This is a genomic window from Shewanella sp. 2_MG-2023 (genome assembly GCF_030548905.1).
Lineage (GTDB): Bacteria > Pseudomonadota > Gammaproteobacteria > Enterobacterales > Shewanellaceae > Shewanella > Shewanella electrodiphila.
Window position 1 is genome coordinate 47,283 of record NZ_JAUOSO010000021.1, and the last position, 21,048, is coordinate 68,330.

Annotated in this window: 17 protein-coding genes and 2 pseudogenes; 10 read left to right on the forward strand and 9 right to left on the reverse strand. The window is 41.2% G+C overall.

What is annotated here, in order from left to right; genetic code table 11:
• Nucleotides 1-111: 111 nt before the first annotated feature.
• The 4 genes from Q4600_RS18290 to dapA all read right to left on the reverse strand — a co-directional run bounded on the left by Q4600_RS18290 (nucleotide 112) and on the right by dapA (nucleotide 6,594).
• The gene (locus tag Q4600_RS18290; protein ID WP_102526086.1) at nucleotides 112-3,207 is read right to left on the reverse strand and encodes an efflux RND transporter permease subunit; all 3,096 of its coding nucleotides are present in this window, start codon (nucleotides 3,205-3,207) and stop codon (nucleotides 112-114) included.
• On the reverse strand, nucleotides 3,204-4,286 hold the full coding sequence (locus Q4600_RS18295) for an efflux RND transporter periplasmic adaptor subunit (protein ID WP_102526087.1): 1,083 nt from the start codon (nucleotides 4,284-4,286) through the stop codon (nucleotides 3,204-3,206). The genes Q4600_RS18290 and Q4600_RS18295 overlap by 4 nt, the downstream gene beginning before the upstream one ends.
• A gap of 319 nt (nucleotides 4,287-4,605) precedes the next feature.
• Nucleotides 4,606-5,706 (reverse strand): outer membrane protein assembly factor BamC, encoded by a 1,101-nt coding sequence (bamC, locus tag Q4600_RS18300; RefSeq protein ID WP_102526088.1) that lies wholly within the window; start codon nucleotides 5,704-5,706, stop codon nucleotides 4,606-4,608.
• Entirely contained in the window at nucleotides 5,707-6,594 is an 888-nt protein-coding gene (gene dapA / locus Q4600_RS18305) for a 4-hydroxy-tetrahydrodipicolinate synthase (protein ID WP_102526089.1), read from the reverse strand.
• 355 nt (nucleotides 6,595-6,949) lie between these two features.
• Between dapA and Q4600_RS18310 the strand changes: the two genes are divergently transcribed.
• The 9 genes and pseudogenes from Q4600_RS18310 to Q4600_RS18350 form a co-directional block, all read left to right on the forward strand.
• Nucleotides 6,950-7,477 (forward strand): glycine cleavage system protein R, encoded by a 528-nt coding sequence (locus Q4600_RS18310; protein WP_102526090.1) that lies wholly within the window; start codon nucleotides 6,950-6,952, stop codon nucleotides 7,475-7,477.
• 22 nt (nucleotides 7,478-7,499) lie between these two features.
• Nucleotides 7,500-7,835, forward strand: a pseudogene (bcp, locus tag Q4600_RS18315) (thioredoxin-dependent thiol peroxidase); the annotation flags it as partial.
• Nucleotides 7,836-7,925: 90 nt separating this feature from the next.
• On the forward strand, nucleotides 7,926-9,323 hold the full coding sequence (locus Q4600_RS18320) for a site-specific integrase (RefSeq protein WP_303517584.1): 1,398 nt from the start codon (nucleotides 7,926-7,928) through the stop codon (nucleotides 9,321-9,323).
• Between the two features lie 415 nt (nucleotides 9,324-9,738).
• Nucleotides 9,739-11,682, forward strand: a complete 1,944-nt coding sequence (locus tag Q4600_RS18325) for a hypothetical protein (RefSeq protein WP_303517587.1) — start codon at nucleotides 9,739-9,741, stop codon at nucleotides 11,680-11,682.
• Nucleotides 11,683-11,695: 13 nt separating this feature from the next.
• Nucleotides 11,696-13,897, forward strand: a complete 2,202-nt coding sequence (locus tag Q4600_RS18330; RefSeq protein ID WP_303517590.1) for a hypothetical protein — start codon at nucleotides 11,696-11,698, stop codon at nucleotides 13,895-13,897.
• Complete coding sequence (locus Q4600_RS18335; protein ID WP_303517593.1) at nucleotides 13,897-14,382, forward strand: hypothetical protein; 486 nt, start codon at nucleotides 13,897-13,899, stop codon at nucleotides 14,380-14,382. Before Q4600_RS18330 ends, Q4600_RS18335 begins: the two co-directional genes overlap by 1 nt.
• 146 nt (nucleotides 14,383-14,528) lie before the next feature.
• Nucleotides 14,529-14,993: a thioredoxin-dependent thiol peroxidase gene (gene bcp, locus Q4600_RS18340; protein WP_303517597.1), complete on the forward strand. Its 465-nt coding sequence runs from the start codon at nucleotides 14,529-14,531 to the stop codon at nucleotides 14,991-14,993.
• A gap of 39 nt (nucleotides 14,994-15,032) precedes the next feature.
• Nucleotides 15,033-15,689 (forward strand): recombinase family protein, encoded by a 657-nt coding sequence (locus Q4600_RS18345; protein WP_303517600.1) that lies wholly within the window; start codon nucleotides 15,033-15,035, stop codon nucleotides 15,687-15,689.
• A 149-nt stretch (nucleotides 15,690-15,838) separates the two neighbouring features.
• Nucleotides 15,839-15,997, forward strand: a pseudogene (locus tag Q4600_RS18350) (IS91 family transposase); the annotation flags it as partial.
• A 277-nt stretch (nucleotides 15,998-16,274) separates the two neighbouring features.
• On the opposite strand, the gene Q4600_RS18355 reads toward Q4600_RS18350, so the two are convergent.
• Together Q4600_RS18355 and Q4600_RS18360 are read right to left on the reverse strand one after the other, a co-directional pair.
• On the reverse strand, nucleotides 16,275-16,571 hold the full coding sequence (locus Q4600_RS18355; protein WP_303517603.1) for a hypothetical protein: 297 nt from the start codon (nucleotides 16,569-16,571) through the stop codon (nucleotides 16,275-16,277).
• Nucleotides 16,552-18,576, reverse strand: a complete 2,025-nt coding sequence (locus tag Q4600_RS18360; RefSeq protein ID WP_303517605.1) for a histidinol phosphatase — start codon at nucleotides 18,574-18,576, stop codon at nucleotides 16,552-16,554. The genes Q4600_RS18355 and Q4600_RS18360 overlap by 20 nt, the downstream gene beginning before the upstream one ends.
• Nucleotides 18,577-18,619: 43 nt before the next feature.
• On the opposite strand from Q4600_RS18360, the gene Q4600_RS18365 reads away from it, so the two are divergent.
• Nucleotides 18,620-18,745, forward strand: coding sequence for a hypothetical protein (locus Q4600_RS18365; protein ID WP_303517607.1), 126 nt, complete (start codon nucleotides 18,620-18,622; stop codon nucleotides 18,743-18,745).
• A gap of 19 nt (nucleotides 18,746-18,764) precedes the next feature.
• Here the strand turns inward: Q4600_RS18365 and Q4600_RS18370 are convergent, their stop codons facing one another.
• From Q4600_RS18370 to Q4600_RS18380, 3 genes are all read right to left on the reverse strand, one after another.
• Nucleotides 18,765-19,469 carry a hypothetical protein gene (locus Q4600_RS18370; protein WP_303517610.1) on the reverse strand — a complete coding sequence of 235 codons (705 nt, stop codon included), beginning with the start codon at nucleotides 19,467-19,469 and terminating at the stop codon, nucleotides 18,765-18,767.
• Nucleotides 19,470-19,965: 496 nt separating this feature from the next.
• Nucleotides 19,966-20,256, reverse strand: a complete 291-nt coding sequence (locus Q4600_RS18375) for a hypothetical protein (RefSeq protein WP_303517613.1) — start codon at nucleotides 20,254-20,256, stop codon at nucleotides 19,966-19,968.
• Nucleotides 20,257-20,367: 111 nt separating this feature from the next.
• Nucleotides 20,368-20,763: a hypothetical protein gene (locus tag Q4600_RS18380; RefSeq protein ID WP_303517615.1), complete on the reverse strand. Its 396-nt coding sequence runs from the start codon at nucleotides 20,761-20,763 to the stop codon at nucleotides 20,368-20,370.
• Between the last annotated feature and the right edge of the window lie 285 nt (nucleotides 20,764-21,048).

Sequence of the window (21,048 nt, forward strand, 5' to 3'; positions counted from 1 at the left end):
TGAGATATTCATTTATGCTTAATAGTCATAAATATAAAACAATAAAAAACCAGTTACGAATAACTGGCTTTTAAGTTTGCTAATTAGCTCTTCAGTTTTAATTTAGCTTAATTAATCATTTGAAAGTTCTTGTTCAAGCTGTTTTGTGATCGCATCTGGTGAGCTGCTATTACGGGCGAATATGCTATACGCCACAGGTATCACAAGTAGTGTAAAGAACGTGGCTAACAATATGCCTGACAGTACCACCACGCCAATAACAAAGCGAGTTTCAGCACCTGCTCCGCTCGACATAACTAAGGGTATTGCGCCAGCTGCTGTCGTAATACCTGTCATCAAGATAGGACGTAATCGCTGGGATGATGCTTGTATTACCGCATCATCAAACGCAATCCCTTTATCACGTAATTGGTTGGCAAACTCAACGATTAAAATACCGTTTTTAGCCGCAAGCCCCACCAGCATGATAATTCCGATTTGGCTGTAGATATTGATACTTTGATCAGTAAACCACAGGCCAATTAACGCGCCTAAAGTGGCTAGCGGAACCGTTAACATAATCACCATTGGATGCACATAACTTTCAAATTGCGCAGCCAACACCAAGAACACAATCCCTAAAGCCAACACAAAGACAAAGTACATTGAACTACCAGAACTTTGATAATCTAAAGACTGGCCTTTGTAACTGATAACAGCTTCAGCAGGTAAATAAGTATCCGCAATATCATTCATATAATCTAATGCTTCACCCAAACTATAGCCATCGGCTAAGTTAGCCTCAATGGTAATAGCCCGCATTCGGTTATAGCGGTTAAGTGAACTGGCATCAGCGTACTCTTCTACTGTCACTAAATTTGATAAAGGAACTAACTCACCGCTTCGGTCTGAACGAACATAAATATTTTCAAGATCCGTTGCAGTGTTTTGATTTTCACGATTACCTTCAATAATCACATCGTATTCTTCACCATCGCGCATGAAGGTAGTGACTAATCTAGAACCTAACATCGACTCTAACGTGCGACCAATATGCGAAATTGATACACCTAAATCTGCTGCGCGATCTTTATCAATTGCAACTCTCAACTGCGGCTTAGTTTCTTTGTAATCATGATCAAGACCCGCAAGCATTTCGTTCTCACCTGCTTTTTCAATCATGATGTCACGCCACATTGCGAGTTCTTCGTAACTTGGACCCCCTAATACAAACTGCACAGGTTTACCCACACCTCGACCAAAGGCTTGACGCATGATCGGGAAAGCTCTTACACCAGCTAAGTCAGATATACGCGAACGGATGTCGGTAATGATTTCATTCGCTGGGCGACGCTCAGCCCAATCTTCAAGTACGATAATGGCCATACCATTAGAGAAGTCAGCACCAGATCCAAAACCACGTGGTGCGCGAATTAACAAACGCTTGATATCTCCAGATTCAACTAAAGGCATTAAGCGACCTTCGATTTCATCCATATACTTTTCAATATATTCAAAGCTTGCACCTTGTGGGCCATTAACCACTAAGAACATCGAACCGCGATCTTCTTGTGGTGCAAATTCTTGCGGGACTTTATTAAGCAAATAACCACTGACAGCAAATGCAGCAACAACAATTAAACCGATAAAATAAGGTTGTTTAATGGCTGATTGCAGATTGGACTGGTAGATATTAGTGACAAAATCCATCATGGCATCGACTTTACGCACTAACCAAGATGATTGACCTGCAGGTTTTAGTAACTTAGAACACATCATTGGGCTAAGTGTCAGGGCCACTAAGCTTGAAAACATCACTGCTGCACTCATGGTGACAGCAAATTCTTTAAATAGTTTTCCTAGATCACCATCAAGGAAACTAATCGGCATGAACACTGCGATAAGTACCAAGGTTGTTGCAACAACAGCGAATGCCACCTCACGTCCACCAAGGTATGCCGCTTTTAATGGAGAATCGCCTTGCTCAATTCGGCGGTGAATATTCTCCAGCATCACAATCGCATCATCTACTACCATACCAATGGCTAAGATCATCGCCAAAAGGGTTAATAGGTTAATGGTATACCCAAGTGTATATAACACGATAAACGTGCCCATAAGTGATACAGGAACGGTTAACGCAGGTATCAGCATGGCGCGTACGCTACCTAAGAACAAATAAATCACAATGATCACCAGTATCATTGCAATAAACAGCGTCTGATAAACTTCTTTAATCGATGCTTCAATAAATACTGAACTGTCGTATGAGCGTTTTATCTCCATTCCTGCTGGTAATGTAGGATTGATTTCATCCACTAACGCATTGGCAGCACGTGCCACTTCTAAGGTATTTGAGGTAGATTGTTTAGACACCCCTAAACCAATCATCGACTCAGTATTACCACGGAACATAATCCGCTCTTCTTCAGAGCCAATTTGCACCTTAGCAACATCACCTAGCCTCACCAAATAGCCATCATTACCTTGTGTAATCACGAGATTGGCAAAGTCTTGTTCTGTTCTAAAACTTCTATCCACACGGACAGTAAAGTGACGCTCTTTAGATTCAATGGAACCCGCTGGTAATTCTACATTTTCTGAGCGCAGCGCAGATTCAACATCTGCTACGGTCAAATTTCGAGACGCTAAGGCTTGTCGGTCAATCCAAATCCGCATTGCATAGACTTTACCGCCACCTAAACGAATATTAGCCACGCCATCGACCACAGAAAAACGGTCAGTTAAATAACGGCGCGCATAATCGGTGAGCTGCAATGTGGTCATTTGATCAGAGACCAGGTTTAACCACATGATGACTTCATCACCACCATTGGCTTTTTCAACCTCTGGTGGATCGGCTTCTTCAGGTAAGTTATCCAGTAAACCTGAGATTCTGTCACGGACATCATTGGCAGCCGCTTCAATATCACGGCCAACATCAAATTCTAATGTGACAGATGAGCGCCCGTCACGGCTACGGGAGCTAACATGCTTAATCCCTTCTACGCCGCTAATCCTATCTTCAATTAGTTGGGTAATACGGCTTTCAACAACCGAGGCACTCGCACCACGATAGCGGGTGTCAATCGATACCACTGGCGGGTCAATATTAGGGTATTCTCGTAATGGCAATTTTTCAAAAGACACTAAACCAAGAATGATAATCAAAATACTGATAACAGAGGCTAATACCGGTCTTTTTACAGAGATATCAGTTAAAATCATGCCGCATTCTCCGAACCAGCGACCTTGGCAAAATTAAATGCTTCAGCTGCTTCTGTTTTCACTTCATCGCCCGGTCTGACTTTAAGTAAGCCACGAATAATGACCGGCGTACCAATCTCCACGCCGTCGATGATTTCTACCCAGCCACGATTACGGATCCCAAGGGTTACTGGCTTTTGCTCTACCACATTTTCATCGTTAACTATGTATACGAACTGTTTAGATTGGATTGGGATAATCGCAGATTCTGGTAATAATAAAGTTTCTCGATTTTGTTTAATCAGTTTTACTTTCATTAACATGCCTGGCAATAAAGCAGCATCGGCGTTATCAATGATGGCGCGTACAATCACTGCGCGCGTTGAAGGGTTGACGCGACTATCAATTGAAGTCACAACGCCTTTAAAAATACGATCAGGGAAAGCGATGGCTTTTGACTCAACACTTTTGCCTAACTGTAATTCCTGAATAAAACGCTCAGGTACTGAAAAGTCGAGCTTAATCTTGCTGACATCATCTAAGGTGGTGATTTGAGTGCCAGGTGACACTAACGAACCGACACTGACTTGTTTAAGCCCTAAACGGCCAGAGAACGGCGCATGAATGGCTCTGTCTTCTAATGCCGCTTTAGCTTGCTCAAGTTCTGCGCGAGTGGTGTCGATTAAAGTTTGTAACCTATCTCGCTCAAGTTCCGCCACTGTTTTACTGGTCACAAGACTTCGGATTCGGTCAAGTTCGCGCAGGTGGTCTTTCACTTTGACTTCTGCAGCTTGCACTTTGGCGAGTTGTTCACGGTTACGAAGTTGAACCAGTAAGTCGCCCTTCTGTACTTTTTCACCGTCGTTAAAATTGATTGTCGCAATTTGCTCAGTCACTTTAGGGGTAATGGTAATAGATTCGAAAGCCTTGTTTGTACCAATCGCTTCCACTTCATCACGCACAGGTAACATGGCAACTTTGGCCACAACAACATTCGGAATAGGTTTAACACGCTCTTTGGTGTTACTAGGAGATAGAGTCGATTGGTAGCCGAACCAAGCTAGACCTAATGCAACGAGTAATATAATTATTTTTTTCATCGGAATTCCGTTCGTCAAACTCATATACAAAATGTTAAAAGGATTGAAGCAAACGTTAGTTTACCCAGCAGCAAGCTGGTATCAAGGCGTTTTACCTTTACTTACAAAATACACATTTCATTAACACACAGTTTTGTACGATTAAAACTGAATTACAGTTCACATATCAGCGGTTATCACCTCTTATGTAGATTAATTCAAACTAAATAACTGTATATTTAGCCAAATTAAGCATAAAAAAAAGAGACACATAAATGTGTCTCTTTGTAATAAATTGATGCATTTTAAAGCAACATCAAATAATTATTTACTTTATAGCCTATCGTACTTTACGGTCTGCTTTCATCGCTTCGCTTAATACGCGGTAAAGCTCAGTAATAACTTCGTTATCTAACGGCTCACCGGCAGCATCTTTAATAAAGATTTCTGTTTGTTCTTTGTCTGCTGTTTCAACAAGTTCAACACGATAGTTACCACGTTCTAACGGTAATTTATCTTCGCCCCATAACGAGCTCCAGAATCCGCCGCTTTCTTCAAGAACGATGTAATAAAGGCCTTTAGCTGAGTTCATATCAACAATATCAAAACCTAGCTCAGGCATAACGATACGCAAACGATCCCATGTTTTTGTATAATCAGCTTCAGCAATCCAGAAAGCGCCTCTTTCTTCAGTTTCAGCAACGAGATCTACATCAATCCCTAAACTCTGTTCAATACGGTCAGCTTTGATTTGCTTTTCACGCTTAACACTCATATAAGCAATGGTGTTATTGAGCATATCAATGGTGTAACGACGTTGGTCTTCACCGCTTAAAAAGATTTCTTGTTCTTCGCCGTCATAAGACTCTTCATGTTCTACAAGATCGATACTCATGCTACCTGAACGGCCATGAGGACTCACGTCAACATCGTAGCGGTAGCGTTGACGAAGTAAATAAACTTTGTCATCACCAAACCAGCTTGTTTCGATAACGTCTTTGTTCTCAATCCAACCCGTTTCGAGAACACCAGCTTCATAATCTTCTTTTTCGATAGCAACATCGTACTTAGCTAAGAAGCCTTTAAGATTTTCGAACACTTCTTGCTTAAGGTCTTTTGTGCTTGCGATAGATTCAACGATAATTTTAATATTATCGGTGCCTTCTTCGACACGGGTACCTTCAGACATCGGCAGAACTAATAATGGAGGACGGATATCTAAACGTTTACCAATCAGTTCTTTGTTTACGCCTTCACCAGCTTTAGGGATATCATATTCACGACTGTACGTCGGTTCAGTTAATCCTTCTGGAATGGTAAGAAGTGGTACTTCTTTGGCATTGGTAAAATCTTCACTACCATTTGCAACTCGACGATCTGTCGGCGTACTACACGCTGTAACGGCAGCAATCAGTAAAATTGGGGTGACTTGCTTCAACATTTATCGGTTTACCTCTATATGGGCTTGTTTCATCGCTTCTAACAACAGACCATGAAACTGCTCAGAAAGTTCAGTTAAAGGTAAACGAATATGACCTTGACTGATTAAACCCATCTGATGTGCAGCCCATTTAACCGGAATTGGGTTAGCTTCACAGAACAAATGTTCATACAGTGCTTTCATCGGCAAATTAATGCTTTCTGATAGTGCATGATCGCCTGCTAATGCAGCGTCACACATTGCTTTGAATGATTTTGGTACAATATTATTCGCAACAGAAATTACGCCGTCACCGCCTAATAATAAAAAGTCACGAGCAGTAGCATCATCGCCACTGTATAACTTAAAGTCATTACCACAAAGTTCACGTAATTTAGCCACACGGGTCAAATCACCGGTCGCTTCTTTAACGCCAATAATGTTACTCACTGAAACTAATTCAGCTACCGTTTCAGGCAACATATCAACTGATGTTCTGCCTGGCACATTATATAGAATTTGTGGGATATCAGTACAAGCAGCAACCGCTTTGTAATGAGCAATTAGGCCCTTAGGTGAAGGCTTATTGTAATATGGCGTAACCCCAAGCATACCAACGATACCTGAGTCGGCCATAGATTGGGTCAACTCAATGGCTTCAGCCGTTGCATTTGCACCGTTTCCGCCAATAACAGGTATTCTGCCAGCAGCAAATTTAACGGTTTGAGCAACCACTTGTGCATGCTCTTTCATTGGTAGAGTCGCTGACTCTCCAGTGGTACCCACGGCTACAATCGCATCTGTGCCTTGGTCAATATGAAATTCTACTAGTCTTTCTAGACTGCTGTAATCTACTGTGCCATCACTATTCATAGGTGTGATTAAGGCAACGATGCTTCCGTTTATCATCTAAATTCCCCAAGGTTTCAGGATTCGCTATGTTACTTATGCCTACTACTAATGACAAGCATTAACGGGGCTCTCAAATGCATTTCTACAAAACTGTAAAATTATCGACTTATTTAAACACTTTTTTAGAATTTATATCTTATTTAATACATGCAGAAATAAACTTTATTTCCTTACAAATCAATACTTATTAATTATTAGTGTCTCAACATACCACTTTTCAGGCAGTTTATAGCCTATTACGTACATACTTATGTGGTTTAGTTCTAGTTATGTTAGCATTACGCTCCGCAAAAAAACTTTGCGTTAGTTCGCTAGTTTACGCTCTATGATATCGAAAAAGTGAGGAAAATCCATGACCAACTATCTGGTCGTTACTGCTATGGGTGCTGATCGCCCTGGTTTAGTAAGTCGCCTAGCCCGTTTAGCCAGTGAATGTGATTGTGACATCGTCGATAGCCGTATGGCTTTATTCGGTAATGAGTTCACACTCATCATGATGATTTCAGGTTCTTGGGCTGCAATCACTAAGATAGAAACCTTGCTACCAGGCTTAAGTGTTGAGCTTGAGTTGCTCACTGTGATGAAGCGTACCTCCAAACATACGCCTAAGAATTTTGTTTCTCGTATTGAAGTCAGCGTTAATGGCCAAGATCAGCGCGGCACGATGAAACGTATCACTGAATTCTTAGCTGATCGTTCTTTAGATTTAGCTGCTGTGCGTTCTCATGCTGATGATGACAACTTAACTCAAACAATTTTGTTCACGATTAACGTTCCTGAAAAAGTTGATCTAATAAAGCTTGAGAAAAGTATTCATGAACTCGCAACTGAACTCTCTTTAGATTGTTCAATCAATCATATGCAGGCAAGTGAAAAATAAAATAATTGAATAAGGACTTTACATGAATACCCTAACCGTTGGTGATTTAGCACCACAGTTTTCTCTACAAAACCAATTTGATGAAACTATCTCTTTAACGGATGCATTAAAAGAGGGGCCAGTATTAGTCTATTTTTACCCAAAAGCGTCTACTCCAGGTTGTACAGTTCAAGCTCAAGGTTTACGAGACAGTAAAGCTGAACTTGCCAACCACAAGGTTACTGTTCTAGGGTTAAGTCCTGATCCTGTTGCTAAACTGCTTAAGTTTAACGACAAACAAGAGCTTAACTTCTCGTTATTGAGTGATGAAGACCACGCTATCGCCGATGCATTTGGCGTCTGGGGCGAAAAGAAATTCACCCCTAGAAATTTTTTATGACAACAAACCTTGACAATTTTTTATGACAATCTACCTTTAATATGTGGGTAACATATTGAGGGTTGTTTTGTGATAGAAAAGCATGACGAAAATGATGTTTATGATGACTACCGATTGCTTTCCATAGAGGTAGATACATTAGCTAAACTGAGAATCTCACAGGTCATCGATACTGACTCTGGAGAAGTGACCCACTCAGCCTACCTTTCACCATCCAAATTACAGTCTCGCATAAAGAAGACCGATATTATCGTTGCACCAGATGGACGTGTTGTTTATCCACAATCTCTTTATCTTGTGTCAAAACTCAGCGGTGAAGGAAAAATTCAAGACACCAAATCAATGGCCAAAGGCTTATTGGCCTTTACTCGATATTTAGACTCTACCCACTACCCTCAAGTAGATGATGATGGGAATGTGATACCACCTCAGTACCTAACCTATAAAACACTGACGAAACATGAAGAAGAAGGCGCGCCTTGGCAATTTTCAAAGCACCTTTTAGCAAACTGTCGATCTAGAAAGGAGGCAACTGGTGACGAAGCGTACTCGCTTAACTCAGCAAGAAGCTATATGGGTGCTGTTATTGGGTTTTATAAGTGGATGCAGAGACACGGTTACCTCAAAAATGATGATAAACACGTCGTAACACACTTCACCAAGCTTGAAGCATACCTAGACGGCACCAACCAGCATGACATGCTTGCCCATACTAAGTCTGGCGCAAAGCGGGGCTATGAGACATCAAACATCATGAAGGAGTTCCCAAAAATCGATAAAACGCCTGCTCATCAAAAATTGAAGCCTATGTCTTTGGAGCATAAAGAACTGTTCTCTCAACACATTCATACATTGCCAAAAGCTGCTTCCCTGATACTGAGACTATGTGAAAAGGCAGGACTTAGGATTGATGAAGCCACCCACTTTCCTGCTAGTGATATTGGTGATAAGGATTTTAGTGGATTAGATGTCGTGCCATTGACCATTACACATACCAAGGGCAGTAAGCAGCGCACGATTGAAATCCCTATCGCACTGTATGAGGAATTAGAGCAATTCAAGGAATGCAGTCAGCGACAAAAGAACCTAACTCGCCGAAAGGATCTTATTAATTCCAAAGAAGAACTGGATACCACTGACTACCTTTTTCTTTCTAATAAAGGGCGCCCATACACAGTAAACACTCTAGAGGCACATTTTAGCAAGCTGCGACTGCGCATCCGAGCAATAGAACCTAACTGGTACTATCGAATCCATGACCTTCGCTCAACTTATGCCACGCATTGGCTTTGGCGTGAGTCTAGGGAGCGGCAGGTTGCCTATGAGTACCTAATGGACGAGTTAGCTTCGCTAATGGGACATGAAAGCACCGCAACGACGGAAAAGTACATTAAGTTCATGAATAAGTTTGATGAGCAGTTACGGGTTGCAAAGAGCAAAAACAACAAGATTAACAAGGGGTGCTAGCATGGCAAAAAGTCCACTCGCGAAGAACTCAAAAACGGTTAAGCACGTTAGAAACTGTAAGAATGTGATTCCTTTTCATCTTACCATCCCCTATAAAACACGCACAAGCAGGAAGGCAACCGAGCTTGATATATCACACCTGTTACACCTTGGCGTAGACAGCAATCACGTCAAAATCGACAGCCGTATCCCTTTTTTAAGGAGCTTTTGTAAAAAAGCCAACCAGTATGTTGATAATAACAGGTCGGCACCAACCGTCACGAAGGTCTACGGGATATTAAAACCCTTCATTGCCTTTTGTGACGCCGTAAACGTTGACCCCTTTTCTGAAGCTGGCTATTTAAAATATGCAGGGAATGATGGCGAACTGCGGCACCGCATAAAAATGTACAGTCCATCAAAGAAATTATGGGAGATGAGACACGGTGATGAACTGGGCACCCAAGAAAGCACAGCCTCTAATATGACTTCAGCACTTCGCACCGCCCTTTCATGGTGTGGATTACCCGCTGACACATGGGCAACCCATCACCGAGGGTTTGGTGGCGAAAAGACACCAAATAAGGGTTACTCTGACGCTGAAGAAGAGGTGCTTGTTGCTCGGTTGAGTGAGTTATTTTTCATCCTAGCCCCACAGCTCATTGCGGCAAAAAAAGAAAACCTTGTCCTGCCTGACGAGTTGCCTGTCGTTATTGACTTAGGTGACCACCAAGAAATCATTTCAATTAAAACGTCTCTCAATACCAAAACCCATGGGCAGAGTAAAACGGGCACATCCGTAAAGCCTGCCGCTGCGTTTAACATGGCGATGGGGGCGGCTTATCACCTTATGTGCTTTTTTACCTCATTAAACGATGGCGACGTACAGAGCATCGCTCATCCAATCACGATTCATACTGATGAGCGGGATAAAAGCTTACAAGTGGTTAAGGTATCGAGCTTTAAGCCACGCGCAAACAAAGAGGTAGACGCTGTACTTACCAACCAGAGCTTCGATGTTGATAAACGGGATGGAGTGAAGTTTATTAAAACCCTTGAAACCCTTTCAGCACTCTACGGCGGTGGCGAAGAAGGCTCAGAGTTACTATTCACGCTGAATAACCAAGGTGAGAAAAGTAACTCGTTCAATTTGCCCCAAATAAATCAGCAACTAACGGTAGAGTTAAACCTACTCTCACCCACTCGTGCATCTTGCCTGCCATGGTTTAAGGAACTATTTTACAGCTATCGAAACCAGCATGTTATCGAGCTAAAAAAAGAGACGAATACACTTGGCCGAGTCGTCGTAAGTAAAGTCACTCGCCCGTGCTCAAAAACAAAAGCCAGTCAAGGCGCAACGAATGCTGCCTACTGCATTTTATCGTGTTACACAGACTTACCCCTCAAGGGGATTTTACTGCCGCTGACTTATTCGGATAAAGACGCTGAGGGCAACATCAATGTGTCGTTCAAATACCGCAATGGCGAGAGCCACCACTTCTCTGTTCCTGCTGCTGACAAGGCGTTAATCAAAGATATTGAACAATTCGCCACAGAGTTAGCCGATAAACAAGAATCTAAAAACTATGAGCGGTTGCTGCTCAAACGAGGTCATCAGAAGGAAGCCCCTAAAGACTGGGACGGAATAAGCCCTATCAGCTCTAATCTAATGAATACATGGTCAATTGAACCCAACGAATACTTCATATCACTTCAATCAAGCCGCTGGCGAGAAATGACCAGTAACCAAGTGTACTCCGTGAGTGGCGCTGGCGGTGCTCAAAGCCTCCTGCAAAACCTTCTTCAAACCATTGATAAGCACTATGCCAATGGTGACCCAAGGCTCAACAAAATCATCATCTCACAAGCTCTACAAGTGATGGAGCTATTGGATGAAGACACGGGTTTAGAGCTAGCAAAAGAGATAGTTGCAGCCAAACTTGGTATCACAATGCTGACGCATGATGAATGGAAAAAGAAGCAAGAGGAAGAAAGGGCAAAAACCAATCCCAATGGCATTCATTGCAATGGGCAACAAAGCATTGCAGGTGGAAAAAACACCCAGCGTGAAACCAATAACGCCATGGCGCTACAACTACATTGTGCTGAATACGACATGTGCCATAAATGCCAATCAGCCAAAGCCGTTGATGAGACTCAATCCATCTATAAACTTATCTCTTTTATTGATGTGCTGAAAGAGGCAGTAAACCTGTACCCTAACGCGCAACAGGAAGTCCATGAAAGAATCGCCGCTTTTGAGGTTACTCTCGATAGTGCCAGCAAGGATGTGCACGACAATGCGATTGCATTATTTAACAAAAACGGGCGTCACCCTCGGGTATCTATGGATCACGCCATTTTAGCCCTACACCGTTAATTGGGAGCCAATCATGATAAAGCTACCTAAGTACAATATTGGCCAACAAGATGCCCTGTTAAGCGCACAAAATCACGTTGGAAGCTACACTAATTACCTGAAGGATGTGTTAGAGCCTGCTATTAAATCGGGCAAGTGGGATGACTTTGAAGCGCTAGATATAGGCTTTAGCGTCACTGGTGAGTCACTGGGTAAAATTGGGGACAACAACGCTTGGCGTAAGCTCCAACCGTTCTTTGAGCCTAATGCTACCACTACGGTTACTTTAGATTTCTTTCTAGACGCAAAAGTGATGGAGCGTAACCTGACAAACGAATTGAGAGCACTGGCATTGAGTATGATGTGGCTCTCGCCCAAAGATTATTCATTTGGGAGCATTGTGGATACTATCACTGGGTTAAAGAAAGTCGCCACCGCCCTACTGAATAAAGGCCACAATAGCTTTGAGTTATTAAGTTTTGAGCTGTTAGAGGCTTGGGTATTAGGTGATGTTACCGTTTTGGACTTCGAACGAGAACATACTTATGTAGCACTCAAGAAACTGTTCATAGAGGCAACACGACTACCGTTCAAGGTTAACCTGACCAAAGCGTTATCTGCCTCGGATTTTGGTTTAACCATTAACAAGCCAGTGCAGCACACGGTTATCCCGCAGCGGCTGTACTATTTGGGACTTCAACAATCAGAAGCATTAGTGAACGAGCTATACCCCATTCGTGACGAGCTGAGCAAACTATCTAATTACATAGCTGACTACAATGACAAAACCTACCAAGGGTATGCTAAATACCTTGTTAGCGATGAGGTACAGTTAAAAAATGACGGGCTTCGGTGGTATTTTTCTTCAGCAAATAAAGGTTCTAAGGAAAAGAATATAGCCTTTCAATCGGCTTTTCTCGAGCTCAATAACCCAACACAAGAATCAACCCTTGAACTACTCAACAAACACAAGCCTGTGATCCATTATGAATACGTCGACAAATTCCACCCTGAGCGAACATTGACGATTGGCAACAGGAAGATAACCGGACTTAGAGAGGCGCAATCATTATTTAAACAACTCAATGGTGGCTGCCTCTGGGCATTAATGTCCCGCACAGGTATGCGCGCTGATGAAACCTTTCACCTACATACCGCAAATGGGTGCACAACAGAAACCATATCAGGGCAAACCATTTACGTTATTCATGCAGACCTCTCAAAAACGGTCAGAGGCTCTCAGTCAAAGCAGGATGAGTTTGTCACCACAGAGGTCGGCAAAAAGGCTTACGAGATCCTGCAAGCGCTTCATTCGCCACTTAGACAGCGTCACCCCGATAGCCAAGCATTTTTCCACAAGACAAAAGAGGGCTGCGGTGCTACCAACAAAGATAACCTTACTAGACATACAAAGAAGTGGTTTGAAGGCGCACTAGGAAAGAAGCTAGCGCTAACCAATGACGATGTCATCGATTTGAAAGTTTCTGACCCCAACCGTTCTTTTAATGTCTGTGATGACTATAAATTCTCAGGGCATCAGTTGCGTCGCTCGTTTGCCTATTACCTGATCGGCTTCGAGCTTTGCGCGTTCCCCCAACTCAAGCAGCAGTTCAGCCATGTATCGATGGCGATGACACGCCATTACGCTAAGAACGCCAGTAAATTCCAGAAAATAAGAAAGCAAAAGAATAGCTTGGCTCACGACATTGATGAAGAAAGGATTGATCAAAAAGCGCAGGTGTACCTCAACATCTACAAGAAGCTAGCAAACAAAGAGCGTGTCGCTGGCGGCAAGGGCAAAGAGTTTGCTAAAAACATGATCAAGGCTGAGCGTAACCTTTTTAAAGATAAGGTCGATAACGACATGCTCTCGCTCAATTATTGGAAAAATCAAATCCGAGATCAAAAGCGCCACATCCACGCTGTCGCCCCTGGCGTTTACTGCACTTCAACAGGTTGTAGCCTACGTACACAAGTCAACCTATTAGAATGTGTAGACTGTAAGAACGACTATATTGTCGATGCCGTGTTTGCCGAAGCTAAGCGCAAGGAAGCTGAAATTCATATGCTATGGGACATTGAGCATGATGAATTAACGCCTCAAACAGCGTCAGAAGTGTATATCAAAATCACGGCTGCTGAACGCATTATGAAAGACCTAGATATCAGCTATGAACCCATTGTAATACCTCAAGAAGTTCAAGATCTGCTGATACCCTGCGGAGTGACTGCGTAATGACACAAGCAACTAAGAATAAGCTCAAAAATGCCCTAGAGCGCCTGTTAGAGGGTAAACCAGAAAACCGAGAACTAAGGAAGAAAGCCCGAGAAGGTAAGCTAAAAATCAATAACATTAGCGTCGAGAAAGAAGCGGGGCTTTCTGTCGGGGCATTGCGCAGGCACGAAGATGTTCAGGATATGGTGAAGAATAAGTCACTGGAATTTCGTGTAGCACAAGATGATTTAAGTCACTCACCTATTGATGTTTTACAGGCGGAAGTGAAACAGCTAAAACTCGACAAGACTCAAGCTAATAAGAAAAAAAAGGAGTACCTCGACATCGCTAGAAGCCATGAACAAGCACTAGCCATACAAGCAGCAAGCCACATAAAAATGGTTCAAGAACTCATGGAGATGCTGCATGAAAGTGAGCGAGAGAAGGCAATGGATAAGGTCACCAAAGCAAGGCCTGATAACCTTATCAAAGGCGATTTTAGATAAAAGCATCCTGTTTAGTGTAATCACTAGACAGGACACTGAATTAACGTTAAAAGTGTATACTCTAACGTAATATAAATGCACTAAATAGGACGTAGCAAACAAAGCTACGCCACATACCATTAATTGAGAAAGTAAGGACAAAACCAATGGCAATCGAAGCCGGACAAATCGCACCAGATTTTACCCTAAATGACCAAGACAATAACCCAGTGAAGCTATCTGAGCTTCAAGGAAAGAAGGTCCTGCTCTACTTCTACCCACGCGCTTCAACGCCAGGTTGTACTGTTCAGGCTCAAGGGCTACGTGACACTAAAGCAGCACTTGATAATCATAACGTCGTTGTTCTTGGTTTAAGCCCTGACACCCCTAAAAAGCTGACGAACTTTATCAACAAGCAAGAACTGAACTTCACCTTGCTAGCCGATGAAGATCACGAAGTATGTGAAAAATACGGAGTTTGGCAACTCAAAAAATTTATGGGCAAAGAGAATATGGGCGTAGTAAGAACAAGCTTCTTAATCAATGAGTCTGGCTATATTGAACACGTATTCAACAAGTTCAAAACAAAAGACCACCATGAAGTTGTATTGGACTACCTAAACAGCAAATAACCGTCCATGAGCAATTAACTCTTCAACTTGGGGGCTGGCATGATTGGCTACATTCGAATATCAGATCCACAAAGAGCCGATGGTGAAACACAAAGAGAAGCTATCAAGGCGTACGCCGCCAAACGTGGCATACAAATATCGGATTGGATAGAAGAACATGTGTCTGCCACCAAGACAGAACTTAGTGAGCGGAAGTTATCTTCCCTCATTACCTCTCAACAAAGCATCATTGTATCGGATATCACTCGGCTGGGTCGCCACAAGGTTATGGAGTTGGTCGGCGCTATCGGCCAGATAGCCTCATACGGTGAGCTGCATTTAGCATACAACGACATCATAATTAACTCTGAGAACGTTGATAATGCTGAAATCATTTTTACAGTTATTGGGCAGTCTTTTGCCAGCGCTGTAGAGGCTCAGAAACGATCTGAACGAGCCAAAGCAGGTCACGCTAAACGAAAGGCCAAAGGGCTATCATCTGGTCGTCAGAAGGGACAGAAGGTTAAGTCCAGGCTTGATGAGCATACGGCGTTTATATTGAACCTCCTCGACACCAAGGCCTCCAAAGCTGAAATCCTAAGAAAACTAAACGAACGCGGTGTTTCGATTACTAGAAGTAGATTTTACTCGTGGTTGGAAGACCGTGGACTTCATAATAAGAAGGCTGAATTCCAGGCCGATATGTTCCAAGTATAAAACTAACTAACTTCAAGCCCCCCCGCTAATCACTAACTCGTGTTTGGACATTTTCGTGTTAGGACTTTGGGTAATCATGGCATTTCAGATTACCCAAAGTATGGATAAGCTCTAAACCTGTGGCCAATTTCAATTGGCCACTACACACCGTGTTTGCGCCGCTCGAAAACACCACTAAAACTCAAGCCATACGACCTTGCCCTTGTTGCCGACAACCGATGATATTTATGGGGGTGCATAGGAATAAGCATGCACGACTGACAAGCTTTCTTAGACAAAAACCAACCACACCTAACGCCACTGTTTAAGCGGAAGGATTAAAAATTAACACTTAAGATGCGGAACAAGAAAAGTATCAGGAGGTGCTAAGGCATTGATATTTTAGGTAAAGAAATTAGCTGACGATGCTAAGGGATCTATGCGGCTAGTAAAAAATGTAACTGCTCTGCACACATCGAAAAAGCGTAAGATCTTACGCCGATATTTACACTATAAAGGTATCACTCGGGCTTGTTCAACACTTGGGATAAGGACGCGGCTACGCGCGGCCTATCCTTATCTGTTATACGTTTTTAACTCATTAGTTCATCCCTGAGCCTTATATTTCTCATATTCTTCTAGGTATAGGTTTTCTGAAGTATCACGAAACTGTTGCCGCCTTAGATGTAAATCGTTAAGCTTTTCGCTAATACTTTTGTAAATGATTTGATGAGCTTGGTTCTTAAGTATAGATTCATCATATTCATCAATTACGTAATCATCTTCCAAAGCGATGTTAACTAGTTGAAGTAATATCGTTTTATCTAATTTATCTAAAGATTCATAATTACCGTCTTCTTTGAAAAAGAATCCCTGAGAATTTTCAATTTTTAATGCTTTCATAACCACTCTTTCTTTCTGTATATGCTATTTCACCAGCTTCTAATGAGTCTATAGTCACTTTGAAGTTATCCATTTTTATTCCATCAACAGTACTTAACTCTTTAACGGATGGGTGCCCAGAATATCTTCGATATACAATTTCACCATTTTCAATTTCTTTGGATGTATAAACTACATAATCAGCCTTAATAGATGCTCCAACGGTGCTGTTGTGTGTTACTACAACTATAGGCATAGTTTGTGATAGCTCTTTCAATATTTGATTCACTTCTCCTTTCAAAAAAATGTTATCAAAAGAAGACTCGGGCTCATCAATTAATAAATAGTCATAGTTTTGAGCATCCTTAATTTCTTGAAGCAGTCTGAATTCTGATCTTTCGCCACCTGAAACTTTAAAACCATCTTTATTAAGAATTTCATATTCAATGCACGCAAAGTATTTATAGAACTCTGAAGGAGTTAACGCCTCATTATTTTTTAATTCAAGAAGATATTTATATGGGGAGGAGTATTCTTTGTAGGCGCTAGTAAAGGCAACTCTCTTACCGCTTACATTTCTAACTTCGCCAGCCCCGTTAAAAGCTCGTTGCTTACAAACAACCTTAAAGCCTTGAATATTTTCTTCATGAATAATTTTTTCTGTTTGGAGTTGTTTGGCTATGAGCTTAAATTTCAAAACCTTTTTATGTTCAATCATCACTTTGTACAAATCAACATCTTTCACTTGTGTACTAGAAGACCGTAGCTTGAGTTTACTTTTTACGTCCCGTACAGCCTCATTAACAGCGTTTTTCTTCTTTGTGCTAAGTATTTTTTCCCAAAGAGACTCTATTAACTCACATGCTAAAGCCTTCAAATCTTCTACATTTACATGTTTATCAATTACATCTCTATACTCAATATTTTCAATTAATAGTCGAACAGAAATTATGAGATCAGTAAGTCCTTTCTCTTCTCTTATTTCAAATTGCGACTCGTTGAATAAAGTAACTTTAGAGAAAGCGTCTCGTTTACTTACCTCTTCTGCTTGTTTCATTAGAGTTTCAAGGTACTCATCTACCTTACGGTGATTAGTAACAAGGTCAACGGTACTTACATCATCTAATACTGCTTTAAAAGGAGCCAAGTGCTTGTCAACAAAATTACTTTTCTTTCTAGCCACACCTTCATTGAATTCTTTTTCATAGTTGGAATCATCTCTCTGCACTAGTGAAAATTGAGGAATATACTTTACGTTATTACATTCCTCATTGATCCGATTTAAAGTTACAGTTTTACCAGAAGATCTTGCCCCGAGTACAATATTCAAACCAGTAGAAAGTTGTTGACCATCATCAAATATCTGGAACAGTTTATTTCCATCAGACTTTGATAAAGCAACTTTGCTTCTATCACTCAGACTATGTTTGATTGCGCTTATTGTTAATTCACCACAATCAATATAGGTTTGCCTTGGAGGGAACTTACGTAAACTGTCCTTAATCCTTACATCACTAAATAATACAGGGGTTATTTCATTCTCATCCTTTGCCATTCGAACAAATTTCTTTGGACTGTCAACCTCTCCAGCATCTATGAAGGCGCGTAGTTGTTCAAAGGTGTCTTTTGATATAGATGGCTTTTTCTGGTAGTGAGGGATAATTAAATAATCATTAAGATTTCCAAATATCTGAATTAATTCTTCGACATTTATATTATCTCCTGCCTTCTTTATTTTTTCAGATACTTTATTAGCTTTAAATTGAAAATCTTCTAAGTTTTCATTCTCTGAAATGAGAAGGATATGACCATTATCAACATAAATTTCAATACCTGGGAATACTATGCAATCCAAGGCTTTTTGAATCTCTTGAAATTGTGCGAGATCGAAAACATCGTGGTTTGTTATAGCAATAGCATCAAGTTCTGTCACCGTAACGTACTCATTTAGCTTATCCAATGAAAATTCAAAGTGTGCATCACTAAATGTAGGGACTGTATGCAAATGGAGATCAATTTTTTTCAACGAATATTCCCTTTCAAATTAATATACGTACCTATGCAGAGCAATGCTCGAATTACCAACGCCGCCATATGCGGCAAATTTGAGCTGGACGATTTGTGCTAGCGCAGCGGATTCAGCACAAAACGGCCAGCGATTAATTTGTCCTAGCCAGCTTGCTGGCGTTGCATAATGGCCTTGTTATATGCGTCTTAAACCTTGTCACCTAACAGGGAAATTAAAGCATCAACGGATATCGGTGGATGTGTTCTATGTATGATTCCGTGACAATTAGGACATAAAGGCTTTAAGTCATTGATAGGATCAACATCGTATTCTTGCTTTATATCAGCAAGTGCAACTTCGTGGTGCACGTGTATAAAACCCTTACCGATATCACCATAAACACTTTGAAAATCAAAGTTGCAAACATAGCACTTGCACCCATAATGAGATATGCACTTAGCTCTAGCATCAGCGTTACGCTCATATGCATTCACAGAGATTCTCTTCGTTGCACCCTCACTGTAAGTCTCTGGGTTAACAACCTCTTCTATAGCTGTGACACCCTCGTGTTCAGAGGGGCTTAACGCATACCAAAGACCACCAACTCCTGCTAAATGCTTATCCTCAAGAATCCAGTCGAAACTTTTAATTTTGGCGGTACCAGTTTCTGTTTCATCGTACTGCATTGGGAAAGTTTTTAAACTGTACCCATGCTCCTGAATTAGAGATACATGCTCAAGTGACTGCTTTCTCCCTGCACCTTTCCAACTTTCATCAAAGATTAAGCCATCTTTGTGTACATCCCAATGACCAAAAACCACAAACTTTTCATCGTGATTAACGAATGACCAGCTCCAGTTCCAGTTTCTGCAGGTTGCACCCACAGACTCCATAAATTTCTTTCGACTCATTTGAACTACCTAATCGAATAAAGCATATAACGCCCCAAGCAGGGGCAATAATGCGTAGGCTAAAATACGGAACGAAGTGACGGGAGCCTACGCGTTATTGTCCCGCTGACTTGGTTTGTTATGTTTTCTTAGAGGCAGTCGCCATTAGCGCAAGCTGTTAATAGACTACCCCAAAATACGATTTGGGATATTAGTATTAGGTACAGGAGCCAAAAAAATACCTTCTTGGATTTGGACTCAATGATTAATTTTTTGAAACACAGAATACCAGTAATAACAGCGGCAAAGATGTAAAGGACTTCTAGATCTCTCAATGAACTTCTAACAGAAAACCAATAAGAGCTCTGAACACCCAACACTACTATTAATGATGGGACAATGATTGATATCACCACCCACTTTAAATTATTCACTCAAATCTATCCCTGAAAACATAACGCTCAAAGCAAGCGCGCGGTACGCGTCGCTTTGCCTTTGCTTGTTATATGCGATTGCATTAAATTTTGAACCTCTGAAACGTTTTTTTGGCGATGAATAGCATCAAGCCAAAAAGCGCTAACATGACAAGGCCAAAACTACCAAAAAACAGTGTTATTTCTATACCTGATAACTCACTGCTGCGAATAGGTTCATTGATATCAAAATTCATCAAGTCGCCTAATACATAGATCATTCCTGTGCTTAATCCGGTAAACAATGGCAATAAGACAAGATAAACGCATACCCTAAAAAAGCGTTTCTTTTCGCTAAATGGAGCATCAATTCGGTAGTTGAAATTTGAGCTCAATATCTACTCCCATACGAGCATATAACGCCCTAATAATGGGCTAAAAATTGTTTGCTAAAATGTTGAGGAACGAAAACAGCAAACTGTTTTTAGTCCTTATTTATTAGCTTGTTAGGTACCGAAGTACACCTTAGCTTTATCGTACTTGAATAGATAAGCAATTAGCAAGCATGGAAATATTAAAGCAAAAGGTAAATAGATAAAACTATCGCTGTTAGCGTTTAGAATGACGAAAGTTGCTAAAATAACAAAAGCATAAAACTGGCGGCAATATTGCCATTTTTTGATAAGTAAAATAGCGCTAGAAGGAAAAAACAACCCTATTAAAATTAAGTAGACCCCCAGATCATTTTGCCAAATTTCATCAAACCCCATTGACTGCCCTTTGTAGGAAAAATTCACATCAAAGCCAGGTATTACAGCCGACAGGAAAAACAAAAAGCAAAATAATCCGTGTGCTGTTATGAATTTCAATATTAGAGGCATAGATTTGAAATCTTCGACCACGATTAGGTACCTAACAGCTTATTCAATAGCAGCACAATAATGTTCCAGGCTACTCAATTCAAACTTCAAAGGTACCATCGCTAAGCCATTGTTGTAAATGGAATATTTTCGCGAATACGTAAGTAATGCTCAAAATACTGCTGGAAAAAGAATGCGTCTTTGTTTACGAGGTCTATACAACACTTTAAAAAACTTCGCAGTAGATTGATATGTATGGGTTTTCTCGAATGTTACAAAATTATCGATACGTAAAAAGCTCATTTTACGCATCCTTTGGCGCCAGAA

What these genes read in the sequence shown, in the direction of transcription:
- bamC (WP_102526088.1), bottom strand. Translation starts at nt 5,706, where the DNA reads ATGTTGAAGCAAGTCACCCCAATTTTACTGATTGCTGCCGTTACAGCG.
- Q4600_RS18290 (WP_102526086.1), bottom strand. Translation starts at nt 3,207, where the DNA reads ATGATTTTAACTGATATCTCTGTAAAAAGACCGGTATTAGCCTCTGTT.
- Q4600_RS18330 (WP_303517590.1), top strand. Translation starts at nt 11,696, where the DNA reads ATGATAAAGCTACCTAAGTACAATATTGGCCAACAAGATGCCCTGTTA.
- bcp (WP_303517597.1), top strand. Translation starts at nt 14,529, where the DNA reads ATGGCAATCGAAGCCGGACAAATCGCACCAGATTTTACCCTAAATGAC.
- Q4600_RS18325 (WP_303517587.1), top strand. Translation starts at nt 9,739, where the DNA reads ATGAGACACGGTGATGAACTGGGCACCCAAGAAAGCACAGCCTCTAAT.
- Q4600_RS18310 (WP_102526090.1), top strand. Translation starts at nt 6,950, where the DNA reads ATGACCAACTATCTGGTCGTTACTGCTATGGGTGCTGATCGCCCTGGT.
- Q4600_RS18295 (WP_102526087.1), bottom strand. Translation starts at nt 4,286, where the DNA reads ATGAAAAAAATAATTATATTACTCGTTGCATTAGGTCTAGCTTGGTTC.
- Q4600_RS18335 (WP_303517593.1), top strand. Translation starts at nt 13,897, where the DNA reads ATGACACAAGCAACTAAGAATAAGCTCAAAAATGCCCTAGAGCGCCTG.
- dapA (WP_102526089.1), bottom strand. Translation starts at nt 6,594, where the DNA reads ATGATAAACGGAAGCATCGTTGCCTTAATCACACCTATGAATAGTGAT.
- Q4600_RS18365 (WP_303517607.1), top strand. Translation starts at nt 18,620, where the DNA reads ATGCTCGAATTACCAACGCCGCCATATGCGGCAAATTTGAGCTGGACG.
- Q4600_RS18345 (WP_303517600.1), top strand. Translation starts at nt 15,033, where the DNA reads ATGATTGGCTACATTCGAATATCAGATCCACAAAGAGCCGATGGTGAA.
- Q4600_RS18370 (WP_303517610.1), bottom strand. Translation starts at nt 19,469, where the DNA reads ATGAGTCGAAAGAAATTTATGGAGTCTGTGGGTGCAACCTGCAGAAAC.
- Q4600_RS18355 (WP_303517603.1), bottom strand. Translation starts at nt 16,571, where the DNA reads ATGAAAGCATTAAAAATTGAAAATTCTCAGGGATTCTTTTTCAAAGAA.